The following is a 25,334-nucleotide window of genomic DNA, read 5'->3' on the forward strand; positions in this document are numbered from 1 at the left end:
ATTGTTATTCGTGTCTAACAATTGGAGGGGTATTTCAGTTTGGCGACTTTTTTCTTATTTATTCTCCTAATGTTTGTCCCATATCATTTATTTTTATATCAAGACGAAAAAAGCACTTGTTGCCTTTAATCGACAATCAAGTACTTTCAGTTCATATTGTTTTTAAATTGCTCTAGATTTTATCGTAACCTTAAAACTTGTATATCTTGACGATTAATATTCATTTTCTTTTCTGTTCACTTCAAATATATTTTGCTTTAGCCGTATTAGTATTTATGTTTTTATAGCCGCACATTAACATACACTTAAAAAACACGATTGCATAAACTACCCCTTTAAAGCTAATATCTCTTCTCTATTATAGTCGATCATTGCTAAAAAGTACTCGTCAAAATTCTCAAATCTATCTATTTCTTCACCCGCAAACCAAATTATCTCTCCTGGTCTAGAAGAATTAGGTAAACATAAAACAAATAAATCCCTATCAAATTCAGAAACTGCTATTGGTAATAGCTCCTGTCTTAAAACACCGCTTTCTTCTAAAACAACATCATCTATAGCTTCTAATAATACCTGAGCATAATCCATTATAGATGATTCCTTTAATTGCTCCGTACCAAATAAATCCACCGTTTGATAAAAGCCTGCCCAACCATTGGCATATTGAAGAAATTCTCGATACATTAAATCAAGCTTATATCCCAATTCTTGTTCAATAATGCGAATAGATTTTTCATTTGCTCCCACCTCTGGAAAATGGTGTGGCCATATTTTTTCTACATCTTGTTTCATTAGCTCCTGCTTCACTAAAATCATTGTAGCTATCTTATCTTTCCAATTATTCATCATCTACTCCTCCTCTACAAACTTAAATTTTGTAGGTTTATAACCAATTGGATATTTATTAGCCTGTCCACCTATGCTCATATTAACTTTTGGATCAAGGTCTAACCAACTATGAGGCTCCGGTTTCCCCATCCAAGTTGTATCAGGAACATGACCAACATGTCCCTTGTATGCTTCTCCATTATCAGCAGCTCGCTTACCTTCTAGCCTTGCCGCACGTGAAGCTTCTTGTCTTAATTTACCTTTAGTTGATACCCTTCCTGTTGGTGATAAAGCACCAGCTTCTAAGGCTTTATTAGATCCCTCAACATAAGCCTTAACTTGCGCTATCTGTTCATCTGTCGCTCCAGGAGGTGCTTTGACCTCTACAGGTCCCCCAGCTTTACCGGCCCCCTTAACTCCATTGACTTTCTCCACAGGTACTTTTTTAGCTTTATTCACAGCCTCAGTAGCCTTAGCAGTCATTTTAACTCCTTTGCCTACTTTAGCTATCTTCCCAAAGGGTGTAATCCCTGCTACTGCCATTCCTCCAGCAAATACTCTATCCAAAGTAGATAGTTTTTCGCCAGTAGATGGATCAATCCCATCCCAAGCACGACGAATATCATACTCACCACTTATTTCACCTACTATATCCCTAGCAAGTTTTTCACCATCAAAATCCTCTTTTTCTGCTGATAGTGGTCCACACATCGCTCCTTGTTCCATTGTAACATCTTGATTATCTGTATTGCGGAATTTTTCAGCAATTCGTTTCAAATCTTCTTCTACTTTTACAAGTGAATGAATAGATGTAAAAGCTTTTAGTCTCGCATCATTGAACATTTGAATGAACTGTTGATTAGAGGCACCAATCCACTGAAAACACAATTGATCTATTTCATTACATAAATTATTATGTATAGATTCTAATGCGATTCGGGTATTGCTTGCACGATTCGCAACTTCTTCTAGCATTTCAGGTGTAACTTTAATTTGAACCATTTTTTTCCTCCCTCTCCCAATTAAAATTATGAGATAAAAAGAAAAAAATGTAAATACAGAAATTTTAGAACATCCAAAAATCTTTATACAACATAAAGCCTGCTTAACAGCAAATGAAGCCTATGTGTATGTGAAGTAAAGAGTCTTCTTAGTAAACTAGGCACAAAAGGTTATACAAAAAATTTAGTAGCTGTTTCTCTAATAGATATCCCCCCTCTACCCATATAATTAAGTACATTCAGTATATACTCAAAGTAATATCTTTTTATTGTATTTACTTTCTCTTCTAAAAAGAATTTAACCATAAAAAACACCCCAATTGTTATTCGTATCTAACAATTGAGGTGCACTTCATTTAAGAAAGCTCTTCTACATTTTTAAATAAACTTACTAATAATGCTTTTTGCGCATGCAATCGATTACCCGCTTGCTCAAAGACGATAGACTGTGGTCCATCTATAATTTCTCCTGTTACTTCCTCTTCACGATGGGCAGGTAAACAGTGTAAGAAACGATATGTTTGCTTCGCATGCATAACAAGTTCTTTATTGATTTGGTAAGGTTGAAATAAAGTATATTTCTCTTCTTCTCCCTCTTGCCCCATGCTCATCCAAACGTCAGTATAAATGAAATCTGCTTCACTCACCGCTAGTTCAGGGTTATGCAAAATTTCAATTTTCGCTCCTGTTTCTTCAGCAATCGTTAACGCTTTTTTTACAATTTCCTCATTTGGTTCATATCCTACAGGCGTTGCAACAGTCATATGCATTCCAACTTTCGCACTTGCTAGCAACAATGAATGACATACGTTATTTCCATCACCTACATAAGCCAATTTTATTCCTTTAAATGTATTTATTTCTTCATATATTGTCATTAGATCCGCCAGTGCTTGACAAGGATGATGATCGTCCGTTAAACCATTAATTACAGGTATGCTCGATTCTTTTGCAAGCTCTTCTACATCGGCATGTGAGAATGTACGTATCATGATCCCATCAATATAATGAGATAATACTTTCGCAGTATCTGAAACGCTCTCCCCTCTTCCAATTTGCATCTCTTTCCCACTTAAAAACATACCATGTCCTCCGAGCTGTACCATTCCTGCTTCAAAAGATACGCGAGTACGAGTCGAATGTTTATCAAAGATAAGCCCTAATATTTTTCCTTGTAATAAAGGCTCTTGCTTATTCTTTTTTAAATAGATAGCGAACTCAATTAAAGAAATGATCTCTTCTTGTGTCAGTTCTTCTAATGTTAAAAAATCTTTCGTATTTAATTTCGGTACTTGTACAGTTGACATAGAATTTCCCCCTTATATGATTGATACGTTTTTTGTACAAACTACTTTTTTTATCATATATACTGCCTGTTCTAACTCTTCATTCGTTACAATAAGTGGTGGTAATAGTCTAATCACATTAGGTCCTGCTTGTAATACGAGAAGTCCTTCTTTCTCTAGTTGTTCTATACAACTTGCAACTTCATGCTTACACTCAATCCCAATCATAAGCCCCTTACCACGTATATTTTGAATACATTCAACATGTCGTAATTCCTCTCGCAACTTCTCTAATACGTATTCGCTCTTTTCCTTTACTTCTTTTAAAAACGATGGTTTCTTACTTACTTGCAATACTTCTTTCGCTGCAGCCATTGCAATATAATTCCCACCAAACGTTGAACCATGTGATCCTGCAGTAAACGATGTTCCAAGTTCCTTCCGGCCAATCATCGCTCCAACGGGAATGCCATTTCCAAGCGCCTTAGCGGCAGTAACGATATGAGGATCTATTCCCATTTGTTCGTAAGCAAATAATGTCCCTGTTCTTCCAATCCCTGTTTGTACTTCGTCTATAATAAATAAGGAACCGAACTTATTACATAATGTTTCAATTGCTTTCAAAAAAGATAAATCAGCAGGAATGACTCCTCCCTCTCCTTGAACAACTTCTACCATTACCGCCGCTACTTCTTCATTCATTACTTCCTCTAATGCCTTTATATCGTTAAACGGGGTATGTAAAAAAGACGGAAGGAGCGGACCAAATCCTTCTTTCACTTTATTTTGCCCCGTCGCACTCATCGTTCCGAATGTTCTACCATGAAAAGACTGCTGACATGTTATGACGAGAGATTTTCCAGTATGCTTACGAGCTAGCTTCAAAGCAGCTTCATTCGCCTCTGCCCCGCTATTACAGAAAAAAACAGAATCTAACGCTGTATTTTCTGTTAATAATGACGCTACTTCTTCTTGTAAGCTGTTTGTAAACAGGTTAGATATATGCCATATATCATGAAGTTGCTCTTGGACAGCTTTCATAACCTTAGGATGACAATGTCCTAAATTACATACGCCAATTCCTGATGTGAAATCTAAATATTGCTTACCATTTTCATCAATAACTTCCGTTCCACTTCCCTTTACAAGCTCAATATTTCTTCTCCCATACGTTTGAAAAAGATGACTTGTCATACGATACTTACTCCTTTCGTTACCGTCGTTCCGATACACTCGCCCGTAACTTCAGTAAAATCTTTTGTACCGTTCACAATACTTATCTTTTGCACTCCCATTTTTAATGACGTTAGTGCCGCCTGTACTTTCGGAATCATCCCGCCTGTAATAACTCCTTTTTCTATTAAAGTAGTAATTTCCGATTCATCCGTTTTCTTTACTAATTTCCCTTCATGTAATATCCCATCTACATCCGTAATAAAAATGAGTTCTTTTGCGGATAATGCGGCCGCAATTCCAGCTGCAGCTGTATCCGCATTTATGTTATAAATCTCATTATCATGTATCCCGACCGGAGCAATAACAGGAATATAATTCAAATTTATCAATCCTTTTAGTAAGGTTGTTTCGACATAACTTACTTCTCCCACATATCCTATTTCTTCGCTGACAGGTTGAACTTGAAGTAAATTGCCGTCACACCCTGAACAACCTACCGCAAGTAAATTATGCCTTTGCAACTTCATTACAAACTTTTTATTCGTACTTCCGCATAGCACCATTTGAACAATATCCATAACTTCTTTTGGTGTTACTCGTAATCCATCTCTTTTTTCTACTTTGATGTTACAATCTTTTAATTGGGCATCAATTTCTGGGCCGCCGCCATGGACAATCACTACTTTATACTTCTGTTGCAATTTCTTTATGCAATCAAAAAACACATCATTTAATTGATCCAACATACTACCGCCGCATTTCACTACAATATAATCGCTCATCTTCCCTCTCCTTATGTACGATAACAAGCGTTTATTTTCACATATTCATAGCTTAAGTCACAGCCCCAAGCTGATCCTGTCTCTTCTCCTAAATGTAAATACACATCAATCATAATTTCATGTTCTTTTAATTTCTTTTTCATTTCCTCTTCAGAAAACATTTGAGGTTCACTATTTTTCAGCACCGTAATAGATTGAAGAGTAATATCAATTGTATTTGGGTTAATCGTGACTTCACTTTGTCCAATACTGCTAATAATTCGCCCCCAATTTGGGTCTTCACCATGTATTGCTGTTTTCACAAGACTCGAACCGACTATTTGCTTTGCAATTTTCTTTCCCTCTTCATTCGTTCGAGCTCCTAACACATTTACTTCTATTAACTTCGTAGCGCCCTCACCATCTTGTGCGATTTTTTTCGCTAAATCTTCACATACCTTCTGTAAAGCAAATACGAAAGTTTCCCAATCTGCATGTTCCATATTGATTGGTTTCGTTTCTGATAATCCACTTGCCATAACGATGACCATATCATTCGTAGAAGTATCTCCATCTACCGTAATTTGATTAAATGTACGATTCGTTATTTGTGATAATACTGTTTGTAATACGTCATGCTCTATATGAGCGTCTGTCGTAATAAAACTTAGCATCGTCGCCATATTTGGATGAATCATCCCTGAACCTTTCGCAACACCAGCAATCGTCACTTTCTTCCCATCAATCATCATTTCATAGCAAGTTTCTTTCGTTATAAGATCCGTCGTTAAGATTGCTTCAGAAAAAGAATGAGCTTCACTTTCTTCCTTCGTCGGGATAAGAGTTGCAATTCCCTTTCGGATTATATCCATCGGTAAAGGGACACCAATTACACCTGTTGAAGCTACTGCAACGTAATTTTCTTTCAATCCAAAATGTTCCGCTCCTAATGCACGCATCTCGTAAGCATCTTGTAACCCTTTCATTCCTGTACAAGCATTTGCATTTCCACTATTGACGATAATTGCCTGCAATTTCCCCTCAGCTGTTATACTGTCTTTCGTTACTTGCAGGGGAGCTGCTTGTATTTGATTCGTTGTATAAACGGCAGCACATGATGCTGGCACTTCACAAATGATTACACCTAAATCCTTTTTGTCTTTTTTCAAACCATTTGCAGTACCGACTGCCGAAAAGCCTTTTGGCGTTACAATTGAACCATTATCTAATTTTGTAATAGACTCTACTTTAATCATCATGTCCCCCTTATAAATAAAGCGGCATATGCTGTAAACCTGTTGTTTCTTCTAGTCCCGCTACTATATTTGCATTTTGAATCGCTTGCCCAGCCGCACCTTTCATCATATTGTCTATAACAGAAACGACTGTCACTCTTCCGGTTCTTTCATCGTAAGCTATCCCCATATCACAATAATTTGAGCCCCTCACTTCTTTCGGACTTGGAAACTCTCCTTGCGTACGAATTCGAATGAAAGGCGATTGTTCATACGTTTCTTCATATAATTTTTGAAGTTTCCCTATTTCCATTTCTCGTTTTACTTTCGCATAAAGTGTAACCATAATTCCCCGTGATATCGGTATTAAATGTGTACTAAACGTGATTGGCTTCGTTTCCCTATTCCACTCCGCGAGCATTTGCTCAATCTCAGGAACATGTTGATGCTCATTTACTTTATAAATACGCAGGTTATCGTATAACTCAGGAAAGTGAGTCATTGTCGTTGGCGTTTTGCCTGCTCCAGATACTCCTGATTTCGCATCAATAATAATGGAATCTTCTTCAATTATGTCGCTACGAACTAACGGCAATACCGCTAATAATGCAGCTGTAGCAAAGCATCCTGGGTTTGCAATTAAATTTGCATTTTGAATCTCGGACCTTTTCCATTCACTTAACCCATATACAGCTTTACTAAGAACTGCTTCTTTTGCAGCTGTCCTTTTATACCACTGTTCATATATGAAAGGATCTTTCATACGAAAGTCTCCAGATAGGTCAATTACTTTTAAACCTACTGCTAATAATTTTGGAGTTAGCTCTGCTGATACTCCTGCTGGGGTTGCCAAAAATACAATTTCTGCTTCTTTCACTATTTCTTCCGCATCAATTTCTTGTAACGTATGAACAAGAACATTTTGAAAATGCGGATATACATTTGTTATACACTCACCAACTTGCGAAAAAGAATGAAGAGATGCTATCGAAAAATATGGATGTTGCTCTAATAACCGAATTAACTCAATACCTCCATACCCAGTTGCTCCAATAATCGCGACTTTCATATGCTCCTCCTCATATCAATTCTTTAAATTAAGTATGATTATAATATTGTATATTTATAGAGTCAATTAAATATTTATAAATTTTACAAACTTAAAAAACTTAATTTTACTAGAAAAACAATATACACAATAGAATTTTTATACACAAATAGTGTATAGTAGTTTTTTCATTTCACTTCAAGTACAATAAAGTGAAACTATAATCAGTGGGGTTTTGTTCATCCTCCCTGATTATTAGTTGAACCAATCGGGCGTTTAGGGGCAGTCGATCTCCCACCTAACTTCTTTGCTCTAGCCGAATTTTAAGGTGGGGGTTTTACTGCCCGTTAATGCCGGGTAAAACAATACATGTATACATACAGGCGGGGAAAAACATGAATGAGAAATTAATTGAGAAAATGATTATAAAAAGTTTTCAGCAATATCAATGTAATCCTATGTCAAATGAGGATCAGGAAATGCTTATTAAACATATTCAAACGATAATTCATTCAAATACTGAAATTGATGTATACGAGGCAGTTGAGGATATCGTTTACGATTATGTGACTGGAAAATAAAAAATAGGAGATTTCCATATGGAAATCTCCTATTTTTTATTTAATGATTTACCTGCAACACGCTCAAATAAACCTGGGAATAGTGCATAAAGTTTCGGACCAATGCCCATCCACTTCGGTAAGTTTACTTCACGCTTTTTCGTTTGCATCGATTTTACGATCTGCTCTGCTACATATGTTGGTTTTAACATGTACCGTCCCATATTTTTCACATATGTACCGGATTGATCCGCTATTTCAAAAAAGTTTGTATCTATCGGACCTGGATTAATCGCTGTTACGAAAATATTTGTACTAGACAACTCCATGCGTAAACTATTCGTAAATCCTAATACTGCATGTTTCGTCGCTGCATACGCACTCGATTTTGGAGTTGCAATTTTCCCAGCAAGTGAAGCAATATTAATAATATGTCCTTCGTTCCTTTTCACCATATAGGGTAGTACCGCTTTCGTACAAGCTACTAATCCAAATACATTTACTTGGAACATACCTTTCACTTCATCCATTGACGCATCTTCAAATGTTTTAAAAATACCAAATCCCGCATTGTTTACTAATATATCAATACGTCCCACTTCTTGTAATACCTTTGAAAAAACAGATTGTACTTCCATCTCTTCACTTACATCTAATACATAATAATAGCAAGGCGTATTATAAGTTTCTTTAATTTTCTCTGCTAACGCTTTTAATTTCTCTTCTGTTCTAGCCATTAATACTGGAGTCGCCCCCTGCTCTGCAACTTGCATTGCAACTTGCTCTCCAATTCCACTAGAAGCACCTGTAATGACGATTACTTTATCTTGTAAACGTCCCGTCATTGCTGTCACCTACTTTGCATAATAAATCAATTGTTGCGAAGATTCATCAATCATCACTTGTTGATTATATGCTAAAAAGTCTAATTGTCCAACAGTTTCTGAAATAGTAAGCGGCAATTGCTCCTTATATAATACCGGAAATAGTTTTACACATACTTCAAATGCTGTCATTGGTTTTTCCTTTAATAACTCAAGCACTTTAAACGCACGTGTTTCTTGCTTTTGTAATCTCGTTTCAATAAGTTGTTTCACATTTAGAACATCTTCTCCATGTCCTGATAAAATGCGCGAAATATTCATTTCACTTAAACGCTTTAATGTTTGATTATATTGTAATAACGGGCGCGCCCTTTCTGTTTGTCCTTCATATGGTGGTTCTAATATGGGATTCGAAGAAATATGGCTAATGAGAGCATCCCCGCCAATTAATATTCCATCAGATTCTCTATATAATGAAATATGAGTGGAAGCATGACCTGGTGTTTCGATTACTGTAAACCCAGGTAAAGAATCAATACGATCTCCCTCTCTCACAGTATGCGTTAACGATCTATTACAAGAATATTTAAGTGTCTTCGTCGTCAATAACGCCTCGTCCTTCAAAAATGCCGCTGGAACACCAAATTGCAAAGCTGTCTCTCTAAAAAACTCATGATACCACTTTAAAAATTCTGGATTTTGCGTGATCCAAGGCTCATTCCAAGGATGTCCAATAATGTTCGTTTTCTCAGAAAATATATTTAAAAGCCCACAATGATCCGCATGATGATGCGTAATGACTACTGTTTTAATATCTTCTATCGCATATCCTAATGTACCTAATTGCCTTTCTAAAGCACTTCTTGCCTCTTCTGTATTCGTCCCTGTATCAATTAATGTTAATGTCTCCCCCTCAACTAAAAACACATTCACAGTTTCAACTGCAAATGGCACAGGAATCTCCATTCGGTGAATCGCCGTCATGCTTAGCCCCCCTGTCTCTTTCCGGTTCAAAAATGAATACTTCTTCAGTTTACAACTTCTATATATATTTGTCATTATTTTCAGATAAAAAGAGGTGTTTCCTGTAAAAAAACGAATGTATGTACATTTATAAGAATTTCTAACCAAATTTAAAGGAGGAACATCATGTCTATTCAAAACATTTCCTTTCTCGGTGCAGGCTCTATTGCTGAAGCTATTATTGGTGGCTTGTTACATGCAAATGTTGTGAAAGGCGAACAAATTACCGTAAGTAATCGTTCTAACGAGACAAGATTGCAGGAGCTACATAAAAAATATGGCGTAAAAGGTACGCATAATAAAAAAGAGCTACTTACTGATACAACTATTCTTTTTCTAGCAATGAAACCAAAGGATGTTGCAGAAGCGCTTACTCCTTTTAAAGAAGATATACATAATAACCTGCTTATTATTTCCTTATTAGCAGGTGTTTCTACTCACTCGATTAGAAACCTACTTCAAAAAGATGTTCCGATTATTCGTGCGATGCCAAATACATCTGCAGCTATTTTAAAATCAGCTACTGCTATCTCGCCTTCAAAACATGCAACAGCGGAACATATTCAGACTGCCATAGCTTTATTTGAAACGATCGGTCTCGTCTCTGTTGTAGAGGAAGAAGATATGCATGCTGTCACTGCATTATCTGGAAGTGGGCCTGCTTATATTTATTACGTAGTGGAAGCGATGGAAGAAGCCGCAAAAACAATTGGCTTAAAAGAAGATGTTGCAAAGTCACTTATTCTTCAGACGATGATTGGTGCTGCTGAAATGCTAAAAGCAAGTGAAAAACACCCTTCTGTTTTGCGAAAGGAAATTACTTCTCCTGGCGGAACGACCGAAGCAGGCATTGAAGTATTACAAGAACATAAATTTCAACAAGCACTTATTTCTTGTATTACACAGGCTACACAACGATCACATAATCTTGGGAAAACATTAGAACAACTAACAAAAGAAAAATAAAAATGGAGCTCAATCTTACTTGAGCTCCATTTTTTTATTAACATATATTGTTTAGTTATTAGTCTTCCCAAAAATCTCTTCTTGCAGACGGCGACCAGTTGGTGTTGCTGCAAGTCCACCTTCAGCTGTTTCACGAAGTGCTACTGGCATCGTTTGTCCGATTCTAAACATCGCCTCAATCACTTCATCACATGGAATTGTACTCGTTACGCCAGCTAATGCTAAATCAGCTGAAATCATCGCATTCGCAGCTCCTGCTGCATTACGTTTTACACAAGGTACTTCTACAAGCCCTGCAACAGGATCACATACTAAACCAAGCATATTCTTTAATGAAATCGCCATCGCTGTAGCTGCTTGATCTTGTGTTCCACCAGCCATCTCAACTGCTGCTGCTGCTGCCATTCCACTTGCTGAACCTACTTCAGCTTGGCAACCTCCTGCCGCGCCGGAAATACAAGCATTATTCGCAACAACCATACCGAAAGCTCCTGCTGTAAATAAAAATTCGATCATCTCTTCGCGTGTCGGCTGTAATTTTTCTTGCAGTGCAAACAGTACACCTGGCACTGTTCCAGCAGACCCTGCTGTTGGTGTTGCACAAATAATTCCCATCGCTGCGTTTACTTCATTTGTTGCAACAGCTTTACTCACCGCGTCCAAAATCGTATCTCCAGATAAGCCTTTTCCGCTATTCATATACGCCTGAACTTTTACAGCATCTCCGCCAGTTAAACCAGTTGGTGATTTCACTCCGCGAATACCACGTTCTACTGCTTGCTCCATCACGACTAAGTTCTTTTCCATACCAGCAATTACTTCTTCACGTGAAATACTTCTTGTTTTCATTTCACATTGAATCATAATTTCTGCGATTTTTACATTTTGTTCTTTAGCTTGCGCCACTAGTTCCGCTGCGTTCCGAAACATGGTGTGTCCCCCCTGCAATTATTCCATAATAGTTACTTGACAAATATTTTGTTGCGCGTTTATTTCTTCAATCACTTCATCTGCTAATAATTCATCTGTTTCGATAACCATAAGCGCTCTTCTTCCTTTTTCTTTACGAGAAACACTCATTGTACTAATGTTAATTTCATGTTTCGCAAGGATTGAAGCTACTGCTGCAATAGCACCGAAGCGATCGTTATTTACAATAAGTAGTGCTGGACTCGTGCCTGTTAATTGAAGATCGAATCCGTTTAATTCTACAACTTCAATTTTACCGCCACCAATTGAGCAAGCAACAACTTCAATTTCTTCTTCACCTTTATACAAACGAATTCTCGCTGTATTTGGGTGAGGTGCATTTGCATCTTCTTCAATAAATTCTACTTCGATTTTGCGCTCTTTTGCTATGTCTAGCGCTTCTGGAATACGTAAGTCATCTGTTTCAAACCCTAATATCCCACCTATTAACGCTACATCTGTACCATGCCCACGATACGTCTTTGCAAATGATCCATATAATGAAATGCTTACTCTTTCTGGTTCATGACGAAACAGCTGGCGAGCAACTTGCCCCATTCTTGCTGCGCCTGCTGTATGTGAACTTGATGGACCAATCATAACTGGACCAATAATATCAAATACTGAGCGATACTTCATCATAACTCCCCCTAAACCTCTGTGCAAAAATTTTTTACTATTCTATTAAGCTACCGAATCGGTTGCTTTTCCAGTTGTACGACGAATTTGTTCCGCTATACGAATTGGATAGTTTTTGAATAACAGTGAAACAATATATCCTGAAATAATACCAATTATCATAATAAATAAGAAACTTAGCATTACCTTCATTTACTAATCATATAAGCTAATCCACAATAAAGTCTTGTAGCAATCCAAAGTTTAACACAGAACCCCTTACAAGCATAGCATAAACAAGTGAAACTCCCATTGCTTTCATACCTTTTAGTGCTTTAAAGCTAAAAAATGAAAAAAGACTTAGTACAAATAATAGTAATATCCTTCTTATTTATAATTCTCATGTTTCCCTCTCACGATTTAGTCAACTCCACTTGTTACGACAAATGGCTAAAACGCATGTAGCCTACAATAAATTATAATCTGCCCTCATTATATCTTGTTTTTAATAAAACGCTTACTTTTAATAAATTTTAAAAGTTCTGAATAACGATCCGTTTTTGCTATTTGTACCACTCGTATGTCGTCTGACTTATATAACAGTTTCTCTAAACAATCGGTACTATGTATTTTTATCCTATTTCTTCACATCATTAAAACTTTCTGTTTCATCCAATATAAACATAAAATGATAACAGTTTTATTTTAAATTTTTTTTAGAAATAAAAAAATGGCAACCTTTCGTCACCATTTTTTCACACCATTATTATCTATCTACTGGAAATGATTTCAAATCCGTAGCTATTTCTGTATTAGAAAATAGCTCTCTTGCCTCTTTCCATAATTCCTTATATGTATCTCCTTGATAACGAGAACTAATATGAGTCAATATTAATCGTTTTGCATTTGCCTGAAGTGCAATACTCGCAGCTTGCTTAGATGTAGAATGAAAATAATCATATGCTTGTTGTTCATCCTCTGCTGCAAAAGTGGCTTCATGAACAAGTACGTCAGCGTCTTGTGCCAGCTCTCTACTCGCTTCACAATATCTTGTATCACCTAAAATGGTAATAATTCTTCCCTTTTGAGGTGGACCAATAAAGTCTTTTCCATTTAGTATCGTACCATTTTCTAATTCAACTACTTCTCCATCTTTTAAACGTTTAAAGAGCGGGCCAGGTTTCACACCCATCTCCAGTAATTTATCGACTAAAAGAGCACCTTGTATATCTTTCTCTACAATACGATACCCAAAACATTCAATACCATGTGACAATCTTTTCGTTTCCACGTGAAATTCATTATCTTCAAATACAGTACCTTCTTCTATTATCTCCACAATTTCAAGTGGGTATTTTACATGTGTCGTACTTACTGATAATGCCACTTCAATAAATTGTTTAATTCCTTTTGGTCCATACACTGTTAAAGGTGTAGTCCCTCCTTGAAATGAACGGCTTCCTAATAAACCAGGCAAGCCAAAAATATGATCACCATGTAAATGCGTAATAAATATTTTTTCAATGCGGCGTGGGCGTACTGATGTATGTAATATTTGATGTTGCGTCGCCTCGCCACAATCAAATAACCAAGTCTGTCCTCGTTCTTCTAACAATTGCAAAGCAATTGCCGAAACGTTCCTTCCTTTCGAAGGAACACCTGCACCAGTTCCTAAAAATACAAATTCCACTTTCTTTCCTCCAGCTCTTTATATAATCTACCTTTCATCTTACGGAATGTTATTTCAAATGGCAAATCGAATTTACATAACCGATCATCTAGACAACTATATATCACGAACGTTATACTCAAAAAACTTAGTAATCGTTCGTGTTTTATGTTAAAATGATTATACTACATTTTAAGGGAGCGTTTTATTATGAAAGAAGCATTTCGTTTACAAACTGATTTTTCATCTTCATTTGATCGCTGGGTAAGTTCTTTCGTTTCTGATCACCCAGCACAATTAGAATGGACGACTTTGAAAGAATTAATCCATGAATATACAACAACACATACAAATGATTCATTACCAACATATATTTCTTCAGCTTTAACATATTACGCACAACGCGTTTCAACAACAAACAGTTCAGAAATTGTTATTTTTGAAAATGCTACAATCTCATAATCTATAATAAAAAGCACTGGTTACAGTGCTTTTTTTATTTATACTTATTTAGCAAATCGTCATATTCCGTCAAAAAATTTGTATACATACTTTGATCAAACTCATCTAAATTTATCCTTTCACTTGATTTATTAAATAATTCTTTTGCTTGTAGTGCAAAAGAAACAATTTATTTTCTATAAAAACTTTATAGTAAAAAATTTCATAGTTAATTGTAAAAATAAAAGGTGTCATGATATTTACAGCTTCATGACACCTTCTACATAAACTTATTTTCTAATTTTTGCTGAAAAGACTTTTCTTGCTTACGTAATAATTGACTACCTCGTTGTAAAATCGGCATTCCATACTTATCATTAATTTGATCGATGACAGCAAGTAGCGGCTCTTCTTTCGCATCTTCTTCAAATGAAAACAAATCTAATTGTTTCACCGATTCTGTCTTCCACTCTATTTCAGTGGCTGTAACACCTAGTAAACGAACAGAATCACCGTCCCAATGTTGCTTCCATAAACGAGATGCTGCCTGAAAAATATCTCGTTCTTCCCAAATCGCATTTTTCAATTGCTTACTCCGTGTTACTGTCCGCCTATCATGATATTTAATCATAATTTGAATATTATAGCTGACAAGAGTTCGCTTTTGTAATCTTTTACTCACTGATTTTGATAGCCGTTCTAACATATCAAGTAATTCTTTCTCTTCATCCATATCCTTTGAAAAAGTCATCGAATTACCGACACTTTTATGTTGTCCCATTTGACTCGGGTCAACTTCCCTATCATCCATACCTTTTGCCCGCCTTTGTAAATCAACGCCATGCTTTCCAATTTTAGCGCGAATGATATGTTCGTTTCCTTTTGCTAACTGCTCAATTGTTTGTATATGAATATCATTTAATTTTTCAGCTGTTTTTTCTCCAATTCCATGCATTGCTTCAACTGGAAGTGGCCAAATCATTTCTGGAATATCTCGTTTTCGAAGCACGGTAATACCGAGAGGCTTTTTCATATCAGAAGCTGTTTTTGCTAGGAAAAGGTTAGGAGCAATTCCGATGCTACACGGAAGCTGTAACTCTGTTAATAACGCCTGCTGAATCATCTTTGCTATTTCAAGAGGTGAACCGAGTGCGTAGCAATCTGTAATATCTAAATACCCCTCATCTATAGAGACTGGTTGTATTTTTTCCGTAAAACGTGAAAGAATTTGAAACATTTGAAATGAAGCTTCACGATATAATGTAAAATTAGGACGCATTACAACTAATTGCGGGCATAACCTTTTTGCTTCCCAAAGAGGCATCGTTGTACGTATTCCATAGTCTCTTGCCTCATAACTACATGTTATAATAATTCCTTTTCTTTCTTTTTCATTTCCAGCAACTGCTAACGGCTTCCCTTGTAATGATGGGTCATGAGCAATTTCAACAGATGCGAAAAAACAATTCATATCTACATGCAAAATAACACGACCATTTTTCGGATACATTTCTCGCATAGTACTCACTCCCTAATCAGAACGTTCGTTCTTTCATTATATCAAATTTTGCATAATAGTTATAATAATTACTTGTTCTTTTCCTTTCATAGATTTGATACAATTTACATAAAATGTATCAAATTACAAAAAGGGGTGATTATGATGAAATCAACTAATAAACTCAACTATACGTTCCTTGTGATTATATTAATCATAGCCATTAATTATTTACTGCTTCCTATTTTCAACTTTAATACATTTGGATTCTTCCCTCGTCTAGTACATATAGCAACAACTTATATATTGCCATGGATTTTCTTGTATTGGCTGATCCGCCTTGTAAAAGCAATCGAATCAAAATAAAAAGCGTGTAAATCAATTGTGATTTACACGCTTTTTCTATTACATTACTTCGCTACTTCTTCAATAATTGCTATAACTAATTCTGCTGTTTTCGCTAATTCTTCAACAGGAATCTTTTCGTTTGTTGTATGAATTTCTTCATAACCAACCGCTAAGTTAACTGTTGGAATACCGTGTCCTGCAATTACGTTTGCATCACTTCCGCCACCACTTTGGTGAAGAGAAGGTGTACGACCAATGTTTTCAGCTGCACGTTTTGCAACTTCTACAACGTGATCGCCCTCAGCAAATTTAAATCCTGGGTACATAACGTTTACTTCAACGTCTGCATGACCACCCATTTCTTTTGCAGTTGTTTCAAATGCTTCTTTCATTTTCGCAACTTGTGCTTCCATTTTTTCATTGATTAAAGAACGCGCTTCTGCAAAGATTTGTACATGATCGCAAACGATATTTGTTTGTGTACCACCTTCAAAACGTCCAATATTTGCAGTTGTTTCAGAATCAATACGACCAAGTGGCATCTTCGCAATTGCTTTCGCTGCGATAGTAATTGCAGATACACCTTTTTCTGGTGCTACACCAGCATGAGCTGTTTTCCCACGAATAATTGCATTCACTTTCGCTTGTGTTGGAGCTGCAACAACGATTTCACCAACTTTTCCATCGCTATCTAATGCGTAACCGTATTTCGCTGTAATGCGCTCACGATCTAATGCTTTTGCACCAACAAGACCAGATTCTTCTCCAACTGTAATAATAAATTCAATTTTACCATGAGGGATGTTTTTCTCTTTTAAAACACGAATTGCTTCGAACATTGATGCTAATCCAGCTTTATCATCCGCACCTAAAATCGTAGTACCATCTGATACGATATATCCATCTTTAATAGAAGGCTTAATTCCATTACCAGGAACTACTGTATCCATATGAGAAGTAAAGTAAATTGTATCAACACCATCTTTTGTTGCTGGTAAAGTACAAATTAAATTACCTGCACCATGCCCAGTAACAGCCATTGTGTCATCTTCAAATACTTCTACACCTAAATCTGTAAACTTCTTTGTTAATACTTTACAAATTTCTGCTTCAAATTTCGTTTCAGAATCTACTTGTACTAATTCCATAAATTCATTTACTAAACGTTCTTGATTAATCATAAGACTGCGCCTCCTGCACTACCATTATGTATGTAACACTATTAATTATAACAGAATTTCGCAAAAGTTTCGAAATACAAGACAAAAAACAGACGGTTTATATGTCTAGATAACCATCTGCTTTCTATTACTCATTTAACAATACCCAGCGCATATGATCTTCCCATACTCCATTAACCATTAACATTTTCCTAGACACGCCCTCATATTGAAAGCCTATCTTCGTCACTACTTGTATAGATGCTAAATTTCGTGGCATAATCGGTGCTTCTATACGATGTAACTGAAATTCCTCAAAAGCAACTTGAATCGATTTTCTAAGCGCTTCTGTCGTATAACCTTTGTTCAACTCTGCCTTATCTAATTTATAGCCGAGTACACAAGATTGATAAATTCCGCGAACAATTAAATTAAATGAAATACATCCAATTATTTTCGTATCATCACCCTTTTTAAAAATCCAAAGCCTGATGATTTTACCTTCTGCAAACTCTTTTCTATCCTTTTGTAACTTTTTCTTCTGATAATCTAACGTAAAAAAATCATCCGGTCTATACTCTTCCCAAGCTTTTAAAAATTCACGATTTCTGTCGTAATATTGAAGAACTTTTTCAGCATACGACTCATCAATTTCCCTTAAATGTAAACGATTTGTTTCATATATTTTCATCATCGTATCTCCATTCTTCAGCTTGCATAACAAAAAACTTATACTCTATCATTAATTATATATTCTCTACATACATACAAATTTCCTGTTATACTTTACACGCACTTCTCGAATTTTGTCACTTCTCTCCCCTTGTCCACAATATCATTTCTCGTTACAATAATATTGTACTGATTTGCAAGGAGGCTTAACGATGCATAAAAAAGCTCAAAAAGTTATGATTTATGTAATGCTAATTTCTATGCTTGTAACAACATTACTTGCTGGCGCAAGTATGTTTTGGTAAAAAGGACGATGTGTTCGTCCTTTTTTTACTTTTTACACATAACATAATAAAATAAACCATCTCGATATCGAGATGGTTTATTTTATATAAAGCACAATCGCTACAATACTAAAGGAGAATGACATTACAAGTGCTGTTATAAAACTTGTATATTGTTTCTGCTGAAATGCTCCAATAACAAAAGTAAGATTGAGTAATGCCATACATACAATTGCTACAAGATAAGAACATATATTAAAAGTTGCCAATATGAATGTAATAACAAATAGAAATCCCATAAAAAATTGCATATACGAAATTTTTGGATTCAAGTACATATGAGCAACCCCTTTATCTAATTTTTTATCCCGATTGGTGAGGGCTGATAATCCGCGGGTAAAAAACATCCCACTGATTAAAGTTTCACTTTATCTTTCTATACTCTCATTAACTCATGGTTATGTACACATGTCAAGACAACTTATTACAGTAGAAAAAGCCAACCTTTTCGTTGGCTTTTTCATATGCAATGGCTCCTTTTTGTTTTGCCAATTGCTGAAATGATTTTTTCGACTTCACAATCCATACTTTCGTTCCAATTGGAATGCGGTCAAATAAATATTCCACATCGTTTTTCTTCATTCTTATACATCCTTGTGAAATATACTTTCCAATTGAACTAGGTTGGTTTGTTCCATGTATTCCATATTTACTTCCATCAGTTTCTCTTGCATTAAATCCAATCCACCTTGACCCAAGTGGATTTTTCGGTGACCCACCTGGAATATCCTTCGCAATATAATACGGATCCTTTGCTTTCATTACAACATCAAAAGTTCCCTCTGGAGTTAATTCATTTGTTTTCCCTGTCGCTACTGGAAAAACCTTTTGAATCTTTCCATCGTCAATATAAGCTAGTTTATTCGTCGCTTTATTTACAATAATAAAAGGATCTCCAGCACGTGGATTGTCACCAAGAGGCCAAATAGGCGATAAAGAAAGACATAATATGAAAGAGAGAAGATACGGCATAATAATTCCTACCTTCTATATAAGTTCTTTTATATTATCCTTTCCCTTAAAACGGCTTTTAATGAGTAAATATTGTTCCATTTCATACACAAGTTGAACAAGCTTCGCACGTATCTCAAATTCTTCACGTGTAACGGGCAATGGCATGTCTCTAAATAATTCTCTCATTTCTTGAAGCTGTCTTAAGGAAATAACCCCAGTACTCTCAGGGCTAATAGCATTTCCAATGTTTTCAACCACATCCGCAATCATATCAGCTTGTTCATATGTCCATGATAAAGAAGCTGCTAATGGTATCATCCGTTCTAAAATTTCGAATTGTTGCATGCGCATATTAAAATAACGATAGTAATAGCCATCTTCTCGCATAAATGCATTCTCAAGTTTCTTAAACGATAAATCCCTTGCTTCATTTAGCATATTTTCAGTTTCAATAAGTTCTGCCCCGCTCCAGCTACTTTCTCTGTTTCGTAAATACACGACCATTTCAAACAAAATTGTTTTAAAATTACTTTCTATTGTATCCTGATACTCTTTTAGCTTATTTTCACTACTTGGCATATACATATTCACTAATAAAGCCACGCTAATTCCTATCGTTAATATCGCAATTTCATTCCCAACAATAAGCCATGTAATTTGTTTCAATGAATATAGATGCATCACAATAACTGAACTTGTGACAATACCTTCTTGAATTTTAAGCATAACTGCAGTCGGAATAAATGTAAGTAATAATATACTAATTGCAAGTGGTGTATATCCAATTGTTTCAAAAATACAAAAAGCGAATACCATTGATAATACACAAGCTAAAAAACGATGTAACGACACTTGAAGTGATTTACGTTTCGTATTTTGTACACATAATATAACTAAAATGCCCGCTGAACTATAAAATTCTAATCCTAATAACTGCGCAATAAAAACGGCTGCGCCTGTCCCTATTGCTGTTTTTACTGTACGGTATCCAATTTTGAACATAGCACTGCTCCTATATGTATAAACGTATTTACAGTTAGTATAAAAAAAGGATGACACAATGTCATCCTTTTCTACTTATTATTCACGCAACCTTTACATATTACAATATTTTTTGTAAAAATTGTTGCGCACGTTCACTTTTCGGTGCTACAAAAAATTCTGTTGGCGCGCTATCTTCTACAAGCTTTCCACCATCTAAAAAGAGAACACGATCTGCTACTTCTTTTGCAAATCCCATTTCATGTGTAACAATCACCATTGTCATTCCTGTCGTAACTAATGATTTCATAACTTCTAACACTTCTTTTACCATCTCTGGATCTAGTGCTGATGTTGGTTCATCAAATAACATAACTTCTGGTTCCATCGCTAACGCTCTCGCAATTGCTACACGTTGCTTTTGTCCTCCCGAAAGACGATTGGGATACGTATCTTTTTTATCTAATAAACCGACCTTTTCTAAAAGTTTCTCGGCTTTCTTGTCAGCTTCTTGTTTCGTTACTCCTTTTACATTGATAGGAGCATACGTAATATTTTCGAATACAGTCATATGAGGAAATAGGTGAAAATGCTGAAATACCATTCCGACATTTTCACGAACGTGCATAATATTCGTTTTCGGATTCGTTACTTCTTCTGTTCCAATCCAAATGTGACCATTTGTCGGTGCTTCTAGCACATTCATACAACGTAAAAATGTTGATTTCCCTGATCCAGACGGTCCAATAATTGCTACTACTTCCCCTTTTTCAATCGTTGTTGTAATCCCTTTTAATACTTCGTTTTTTCCAAATGATTTATGAAGGTTTTCAATTTTAATCACTTTTCTTCATTCTCCCTTCAATTGCCTTCCCGACTAATGTAAGAATAATGACTAGCATATAATAAATGAGTCCAACAAAAAGTAATGGTTCAAGATATTTAAACGTTTCACCGCCTACAATGTAAGCACGGCGCATTAAATCGGTCGCTCCTATTACTGTTACTACAGCCGATTCTTTCGTAAGTGTCGCAAACTCGTTCACAAGCGCTGGTAATATATTTTTTAATGCTTGAGGGAAAATGATATTTCGCATCATTTTCCCGTAAGGAATTCCTAAAGCCATCGCTGCTTCTGTTTGTCCTTTATCAACCGCTTGAATGCCGGCACGAATTACCTCTGACATATATGCACCTGAATTTAAGCTAAATGCTAATACAGCTGCTACGAATGCTGGTATTTCATAACCAATTATTTGCGGGACACCGAAATAAATAATCATTAATTGCAATACAAGTGGTGTACCACGGAAAATTGATGTATAAAAATCTGCCGCTATATTTAATACTCGTATTCTAGCAATTTTGCAAAGCGCTAATAACGTTCCTAAAATAAACCCAACTAACGCTGATACTGCTACAATTTTTAAAGTAACTTCTAGGCCTTTTAGTATATATGGTATCGAAGGCGTAATCGCCGAAAAATCTAAGTTCATTCTTTTCATTCCCCTCACAGAAAAGTGAAAGGCAGCTTATTTTTCGCTGCCAAACCATTTCTTCACTAATTTATCCATTTCTCCATTTTCTTGCATTTTTTTAATTACTTTATTAAATTCTGCTGTTTTATCACTGTTTTTCGGAAGGGCAATTGCTGCTCCTACTTCTTCTGGTGCTTCTTTAATTTCAATTCCTTGTAATTCTTTCATTTTTTCTAAATAATTTTTAGCAACTGTGTCTTCTATAATTGCAGCGTCAAAACGACCAGCTTTAATTTCTTGTACGATTTCTGGTATACGGTCACGTCCCTCAACTTTGAAATCTACTTGTTTTTTAAATTCTGCTGCTTTCTCTTCTTGGATAGATCCTGTTTGTACCCCTACTTTTTTCCCTTTTAAATCCTCTACAGATTGAATATTAGAATCCTTTTTAGAAACGACCATGTTTTTCGCAACAAAATATATATCTGTGAAATCAACATTATTTTTACGCTCTGCCGTTGGCGTCATACCTGCCATTACGAAATCAACTTTTCCTGAGCTAAGGGATGCTAATAAACCACCAAAATCCATATCTTTCACTTTCACTTCATAACCAAGTTCTTTTCCGATATATTTAGCAACATCAACATCAAAGCCGATAATTTCATCACTTTTTGAAGCTTCTACGTATTCATATGGTTTATAATCTGCTGAAGTCCCCATAACCATTACTTTCTTATTTTTTCCAGTAGCCTTTTCTTCCCCATTACTACAAGCACTGAACATACTTACAATTAAAATAAGTGCAAACGATATTGATAACAACTTCTTCATCTTTCTTCCCCCTAATAATGTATATTTAAAAGTTTAATAGAATATTTATTCGATGTTTGTATTGTATCAGCACTTTAATTTTTATGCAATATATAAAATAAAAATAAATAAAACATCAATACAAACACCATTTGTTATGTATAAAATATTGCATAAAACAACAAAACTATGCATGTCCCATAAATTTTAATACTAAATAAAAAAAGGCGGTACATCCACTTCATTGTGGACGTACCGCCTTTTCGCTTATATTTATAGTTCTTCACAATTCTCTTCGAAATAAGATTGTAGTTTTGCAATAACTTGCATTGGTTCATGACCTTCAATTTCATGACGTTCTACCATCGTTACAATTTTTCCATCTTTTAATAAAGCGAATGATGGAGAAGAAGGTGGATATCCTTCGAAATATTCACGAGCTGTTGCTGTCGCTTCTTTATCTTGACCTGCAAACACCGTTACAAGATGGTTAGGACGTTTATCATAATGTACGGAATGCGCAGCAGCAGGACGAGCAATACCACCTGCACAACCACATACAGAGTTTATCATTACAAGTGTTGTTCCATTTCTTTTAAACGCTTCTTCTACTGCTTCCGGCGTCGTCAATTCTGTATATCCAGCAGAGACAATCTCTTCACGCGCTTGGCGGACAACATCATTCATAAAAAAGTTAAAATTAATCAATCTTTTCCCTCCTCTAAAACTATCTATTTGTATCTTACCAGTTAATGTTTATGAAATACAAGTAAGTTTACTTGTATTTCGGCATAGAAAAGGTGTTAGAGCCCTTGCTCTAACACCTTTTTTTAATGGCCACGATGCTTTTGCTTTGCTTTTTGTACTTTAATTAAACGTCTTCTTTGTTTTTCAGCTTCTCGCTTCTCTTTAGACTGCACTTTCTTTTCTTGTTTATACAATTCATAAGATAAACTAATCGCTTCTTGTGCCTTAGTAAAACGCTTTACATTTACTTCTTTTGCCGCTTGTCGTATGATACGTTTTATATTTTTTGGACGCTGTTTTTCTTCCACTTCCACACCGCATTTTGCAACATGCTGGAAATATGCTAACATTGGACCATTCACAAATATAAGTACTTCTTCATCTGAAGGTTCCATTCCAAAAATATACCTTGCTCCATACAATTTTCCTTTTTCTTTATGCGTAATAATTCCTACGAAAAATTGACCATCGTGATATACTGTCAAATCCATTGACAGCCCCTCCTTTAAAAAAATTAGAAATACTGGACATCCCGGAGGGGAAGGTTACTGACATGAAATCATGTGTCTGGACTACCGACCAGAACTGTGTTTTTGTATCTCTTTCATTATATTATATCTTTTTTTCCATAATTTTCATATATTCAGTAATCATTTTTTTATGCGATCCTACAATATAGTCAGGTAGTTCTGTTAGTGGGAAGAATGTAAGCTGAACCGCTTCTTCTTTATTCATAACAAACTCCCCTTCATATTCATCCGTATAATAGGCTGTCGTTACGGATTGAAATTCATCACCATTTGCTAGTTTTGTAAAATAATTCGCTCCCGAAAATACATTAATTAATCGCAAGTTCTTCACTTCTATTCCTGTCTCTTCATATACTTCACGGCAAGCTGTTTCTTCTGGTGATTCGCCAAGCTCCATTAATCCGCCAGGCAATCCCCATTTTCCGTAAGGCTCTGTTCTTTGCTGTAATAAAACATCCCCATTTTCATTTATAACGAGTACAACAGCACCAACTAAAATTAAAGGGCGATGACCAACTATTTTTCGTAATTCTTCTACATATCCCATCGTATCGCCTCCTTTTTCGTTGTCCACACTATTGTATCATATGTATGAAACGACAAAATGCGTATATTTTTCATTTTTTTAACAAAATATTTATTTTATGTGCTTCATCTACTGTAGCTAACATAATGGATTCAACTTCTGCGTTTTTCTCTAGAAATTCTCTCGCCCACTCTTCTGTTTTTCCTACTAAAGCTAGAACATCTTGCTGAATCCTCCCGTCCTTTACTAATACAAAAGAAACTGGAGATCTTCTTCCCGCCACTTTCAGATCAAGCCGCGAAACTGCTTCATATTCTGGATACTGAAATATAGAAACGACACCGTTCGCTTCCCATAATGCTAATTTAATCTTTTGAATATCACTCACATTTCGCATACGAAGTTCCGAAAATAAATATTCCACCGTAATTCTCGCTTTTTTCAAATTGCTAAAATCAATGGAACCATTGTGTATAAGAATAATAGGTGCTGGCTCTAAAAAGCGTCTCCATCTATCCCATTTCAACATTAAGACTGAGCTTATAATGTGAAGTACAACGAGTATGAACGTTGTAATCATTGATCCGAGTAATCCTACTTTTTCATCAGATAATGCGTTAGAAATATTTCCACCAAGCAATAATACTAATACGACATCTAAAAAACGAAGTTGCGCGATGGATCTTTGCCCCATCGCTTTCGCAACTAATATTAAAAATATGTATGCTATAATAGCCCGAATAACCCATTCACTATTGGAAAGATGCCGTGCCCCTTCAAAAATATGCATATGCATCACTTTGCACTCCTTACCCGTCTCAAACTGCTACTTTGTTTTAGTTTGCAACGTTTAAGAGCATATATGTAAAAAAGCTGAT

General features: G+C 35.7%; 31 protein-coding genes and 1 pseudogene. 5 read left to right on the top strand and 27 right to left on the bottom strand.

Annotated elements, in window-relative coordinates:
- Positions 1–327 precede the first annotated feature (327 nt).
- The 7 genes from CER22_RS01925 to argC form a co-directional block, all read right to left on the bottom strand.
- Complete coding sequence (locus CER22_RS01925) at positions 328–846, bottom strand: SMI1/KNR4 family protein (RefSeq protein WP_088064500.1); 519 nt, start codon at positions 844–846, stop codon at positions 328–330.
- A 3-nt stretch (positions 847–849) separates the two neighbouring features.
- Complete coding sequence (locus CER22_RS33570; protein ID WP_088608124.1) at positions 850–1,830, bottom strand: WXG100 family type VII secretion target; 981 nt, start codon at positions 1,828–1,830, stop codon at positions 850–852.
- A gap of 355 nt (positions 1,831–2,185) precedes the next feature.
- Positions 2,186–3,136, bottom strand: a complete 951-nt coding sequence (gene argF / locus CER22_RS01935; RefSeq protein WP_088608125.1) for an ornithine carbamoyltransferase — start codon at positions 3,134–3,136, stop codon at positions 2,186–2,188.
- A gap of 12 nt (positions 3,137–3,148) precedes the next feature.
- Positions 3,149–4,309: an acetylornithine transaminase gene (locus CER22_RS01940; protein ID WP_073516430.1), complete on the bottom strand. Its 1,161-nt coding sequence runs from the start codon at positions 4,307–4,309 to the stop codon at positions 3,149–3,151.
- Entirely contained in the window at positions 4,306–5,073 is a 768-nt protein-coding gene (gene argB / locus CER22_RS01945) for an acetylglutamate kinase (RefSeq protein ID WP_088608126.1), read from the bottom strand. Before argB ends, CER22_RS01940 begins: the two co-directional genes overlap by 4 nt.
- A gap of 11 nt (positions 5,074–5,084) precedes the next feature.
- Positions 5,085–6,308 (bottom strand): bifunctional glutamate N-acetyltransferase/amino-acid acetyltransferase ArgJ, encoded by a 1,224-nt coding sequence (gene argJ, locus CER22_RS01950; RefSeq protein WP_142293418.1) that lies wholly within the window; start codon positions 6,306–6,308, stop codon positions 5,085–5,087.
- A 10-nt stretch (positions 6,309–6,318) separates the two neighbouring features.
- Positions 6,319–7,356: an N-acetyl-gamma-glutamyl-phosphate reductase gene (gene argC / locus CER22_RS01955; RefSeq protein WP_088064375.1), complete on the bottom strand. Its 1,038-nt coding sequence runs from the start codon at positions 7,354–7,356 to the stop codon at positions 6,319–6,321.
- Between the two features lie 374 nt (positions 7,357–7,730).
- On the opposite strand from argC, the gene CER22_RS01960 reads away from it, so the two are divergent.
- A complete protein-coding gene (locus tag CER22_RS01960; RefSeq protein WP_001003210.1) occupies positions 7,731–7,916 on the top strand; it encodes a YqzH family protein in 186 nt (61 codons plus the stop codon).
- Between the two features lie 29 nt (positions 7,917–7,945).
- Here the strand turns inward: CER22_RS01960 and CER22_RS01965 are convergent, their stop codons facing one another.
- Both CER22_RS01965 and CER22_RS01970 read right to left on the bottom strand, forming a co-directional pair.
- Positions 7,946–8,740: an SDR family NAD(P)-dependent oxidoreductase gene (locus tag CER22_RS01965; protein WP_088608128.1), complete on the bottom strand. Its 795-nt coding sequence runs from the start codon at positions 8,738–8,740 to the stop codon at positions 7,946–7,948.
- Positions 8,741–8,749: 9 nt separating this feature from the next.
- Complete coding sequence (locus CER22_RS01970) at positions 8,750–9,703, bottom strand: MBL fold metallo-hydrolase (protein ID WP_064474854.1); 954 nt, start codon at positions 9,701–9,703, stop codon at positions 8,750–8,752.
- 165 nt (positions 9,704–9,868) lie between these two features.
- On the opposite strand from CER22_RS01970, the gene proI reads away from it, so the two are divergent.
- Entirely contained in the window at positions 9,869–10,708 is an 840-nt protein-coding gene (gene proI / locus CER22_RS01975) for a pyrroline-5-carboxylate reductase ProI (protein WP_000027261.1), read from the top strand.
- 51 nt (positions 10,709–10,759) lie between these two features.
- On the opposite strand, the gene sdaAA is transcribed toward proI, so the two are convergent.
- The 4 genes from sdaAA to rnz all read right to left on the bottom strand — a co-directional run bounded on the left by sdaAA (position 10,760) and on the right by rnz (position 13,985).
- Complete coding sequence (gene sdaAA, locus CER22_RS01980; RefSeq protein ID WP_000489470.1) at positions 10,760–11,638, bottom strand: L-serine ammonia-lyase, iron-sulfur-dependent, subunit alpha; 879 nt, start codon at positions 11,636–11,638, stop codon at positions 10,760–10,762.
- 18 nt (positions 11,639–11,656) lie between these two features.
- Positions 11,657–12,316: an L-serine ammonia-lyase, iron-sulfur-dependent subunit beta gene (gene sdaAB, locus CER22_RS01985; RefSeq protein ID WP_000877441.1), complete on the bottom strand. Its 660-nt coding sequence runs from the start codon at positions 12,314–12,316 to the stop codon at positions 11,657–11,659.
- Between the two features lie 45 nt (positions 12,317–12,361).
- The gene (locus tag CER22_RS33575) at positions 12,362–12,508 is read right to left on the bottom strand and encodes a hypothetical protein (RefSeq protein ID WP_179194447.1); all 147 of its coding nucleotides are present in this window, start codon (positions 12,506–12,508) and stop codon (positions 12,362–12,364) included.
- Between the two features lie 553 nt (positions 12,509–13,061).
- On the bottom strand, positions 13,062–13,985 hold the full coding sequence (gene rnz, locus CER22_RS01995; protein ID WP_088064377.1) for a ribonuclease Z: 924 nt from the start codon (positions 13,983–13,985) through the stop codon (positions 13,062–13,064).
- Positions 13,986–14,174: 189 nt separating this feature from the next.
- On the opposite strand from rnz, the gene CER22_RS02000 reads away from it, so the two are divergent.
- A complete protein-coding gene (locus CER22_RS02000; protein ID WP_000656495.1) occupies positions 14,175–14,426 on the top strand; it encodes a DUF3932 family protein in 252 nt (83 codons plus the stop codon).
- Positions 14,427–14,460: 34 nt separating this feature from the next.
- Here the strand turns inward: CER22_RS02000 and CER22_RS02005 are convergent.
- Positions 14,461–14,595: pseudogene (locus tag CER22_RS02005) on the bottom strand (DNA polymerase IV); the annotation flags it as partial.
- A gap of 90 nt (positions 14,596–14,685) precedes the next feature.
- A complete protein-coding gene (locus CER22_RS02010) occupies positions 14,686–15,924 on the bottom strand; it encodes a DNA polymerase IV (protein WP_088064378.1) in 1,239 nt (412 codons plus the stop codon).
- Positions 15,925–16,068: 144 nt separating this feature from the next.
- Between CER22_RS02010 and CER22_RS02015 the strand changes: the two genes are divergently transcribed.
- Positions 16,069–16,269 carry a hypothetical protein gene (locus CER22_RS02015; protein WP_046956380.1) on the top strand — a complete coding sequence of 67 codons (201 nt, stop codon included), beginning with the start codon at positions 16,069–16,071 and terminating at the stop codon, positions 16,267–16,269.
- Positions 16,270–16,313: 44 nt separating this feature from the next.
- Here CER22_RS02015 and CER22_RS02020 read toward each other — a convergent pair whose 3' ends face one another.
- Positions 16,314–17,432, bottom strand: coding sequence for a tripeptidase T (locus tag CER22_RS02020; protein WP_048546358.1), 1,119 nt, complete (start codon positions 17,430–17,432; stop codon positions 16,314–16,316).
- Between the two features lie 127 nt (positions 17,433–17,559).
- On the bottom strand, positions 17,560–18,105 hold the full coding sequence (locus tag CER22_RS02025; protein WP_142293419.1) for a GNAT family N-acetyltransferase: 546 nt from the start codon (positions 18,103–18,105) through the stop codon (positions 17,560–17,562).
- Between the two features lie 190 nt (positions 18,106–18,295).
- Here CER22_RS02025 and prli42 point away from each other — a divergent pair, with 190 nt between their 5' ends.
- Positions 18,296–18,388, top strand: coding sequence for a stressosome-associated protein Prli42 (gene prli42, locus CER22_RS32905; RefSeq protein ID WP_000549038.1), 93 nt, complete (start codon positions 18,296–18,298; stop codon positions 18,386–18,388).
- Positions 18,389–18,465: 77 nt separating this feature from the next.
- Here the strand turns inward: prli42 and CER22_RS02035 are convergent, their stop codons facing one another.
- The 10 genes from CER22_RS02035 to CER22_RS02080 form a co-directional block, all read right to left on the bottom strand.
- Complete coding sequence (locus tag CER22_RS02035; RefSeq protein ID WP_000281162.1) at positions 18,466–18,705, bottom strand: DUF3894 domain-containing protein; 240 nt, start codon at positions 18,703–18,705, stop codon at positions 18,466–18,468.
- Between the two features lie 133 nt (positions 18,706–18,838).
- Positions 18,839–19,399 (bottom strand): L,D-transpeptidase, encoded by a 561-nt coding sequence (locus CER22_RS02040; RefSeq protein ID WP_064474843.1) that lies wholly within the window; start codon positions 19,397–19,399, stop codon positions 18,839–18,841.
- 15 nt (positions 19,400–19,414) lie between these two features.
- Complete coding sequence (locus tag CER22_RS02045) at positions 19,415–20,383, bottom strand: aromatic acid exporter family protein (protein WP_000472675.1); 969 nt, start codon at positions 20,381–20,383, stop codon at positions 19,415–19,417.
- A 100-nt stretch (positions 20,384–20,483) separates the two neighbouring features.
- Positions 20,484–21,206, bottom strand: coding sequence for an amino acid ABC transporter ATP-binding protein (locus CER22_RS02050; RefSeq protein WP_088608130.1), 723 nt, complete (start codon positions 21,204–21,206; stop codon positions 20,484–20,486).
- Complete coding sequence (locus CER22_RS02055) at positions 21,199–21,858, bottom strand: amino acid ABC transporter permease (protein ID WP_088608131.1); 660 nt, start codon at positions 21,856–21,858, stop codon at positions 21,199–21,201. Before CER22_RS02055 ends, CER22_RS02050 begins: the two co-directional genes overlap by 8 nt.
- A 36-nt stretch (positions 21,859–21,894) precedes the next feature.
- Complete coding sequence (locus CER22_RS02060; RefSeq protein ID WP_088608132.1) at positions 21,895–22,674, bottom strand: transporter substrate-binding domain-containing protein; 780 nt, start codon at positions 22,672–22,674, stop codon at positions 21,895–21,897.
- A gap of 252 nt (positions 22,675–22,926) precedes the next feature.
- The gene (locus CER22_RS02065) at positions 22,927–23,340 is read right to left on the bottom strand and encodes a BrxA/BrxB family bacilliredoxin (protein WP_162862814.1); all 414 of its coding nucleotides are present in this window, start codon (positions 23,338–23,340) and stop codon (positions 22,927–22,929) included.
- A gap of 143 nt (positions 23,341–23,483) precedes the next feature.
- Positions 23,484–23,891 carry a YjdF family protein gene (locus CER22_RS02070; RefSeq protein ID WP_073516449.1) on the bottom strand — a complete coding sequence of 136 codons (408 nt, stop codon included), beginning with the start codon at positions 23,889–23,891 and terminating at the stop codon, positions 23,484–23,486.
- A gap of 121 nt (positions 23,892–24,012) precedes the next feature.
- Entirely contained in the window at positions 24,013–24,477 is a 465-nt protein-coding gene (locus CER22_RS02075; RefSeq protein WP_088608133.1) for an NUDIX hydrolase, read from the bottom strand.
- 70 nt (positions 24,478–24,547) lie between these two features.
- Positions 24,548–25,252: a DUF421 domain-containing protein gene (locus CER22_RS02080; RefSeq protein WP_088608134.1), complete on the bottom strand. Its 705-nt coding sequence runs from the start codon at positions 25,250–25,252 to the stop codon at positions 24,548–24,550.
- Positions 25,253–25,334: the final 82 nt, after the last annotated feature.

The sequence above is a fragment of the Bacillus sp. K2I17 genome (genome assembly GCF_002209985.1).
Taxonomy (GTDB): Bacteria; Bacillota; Bacilli; order Bacillales; family Bacillaceae_G; genus Bacillus_A; species Bacillus_A wiedmannii.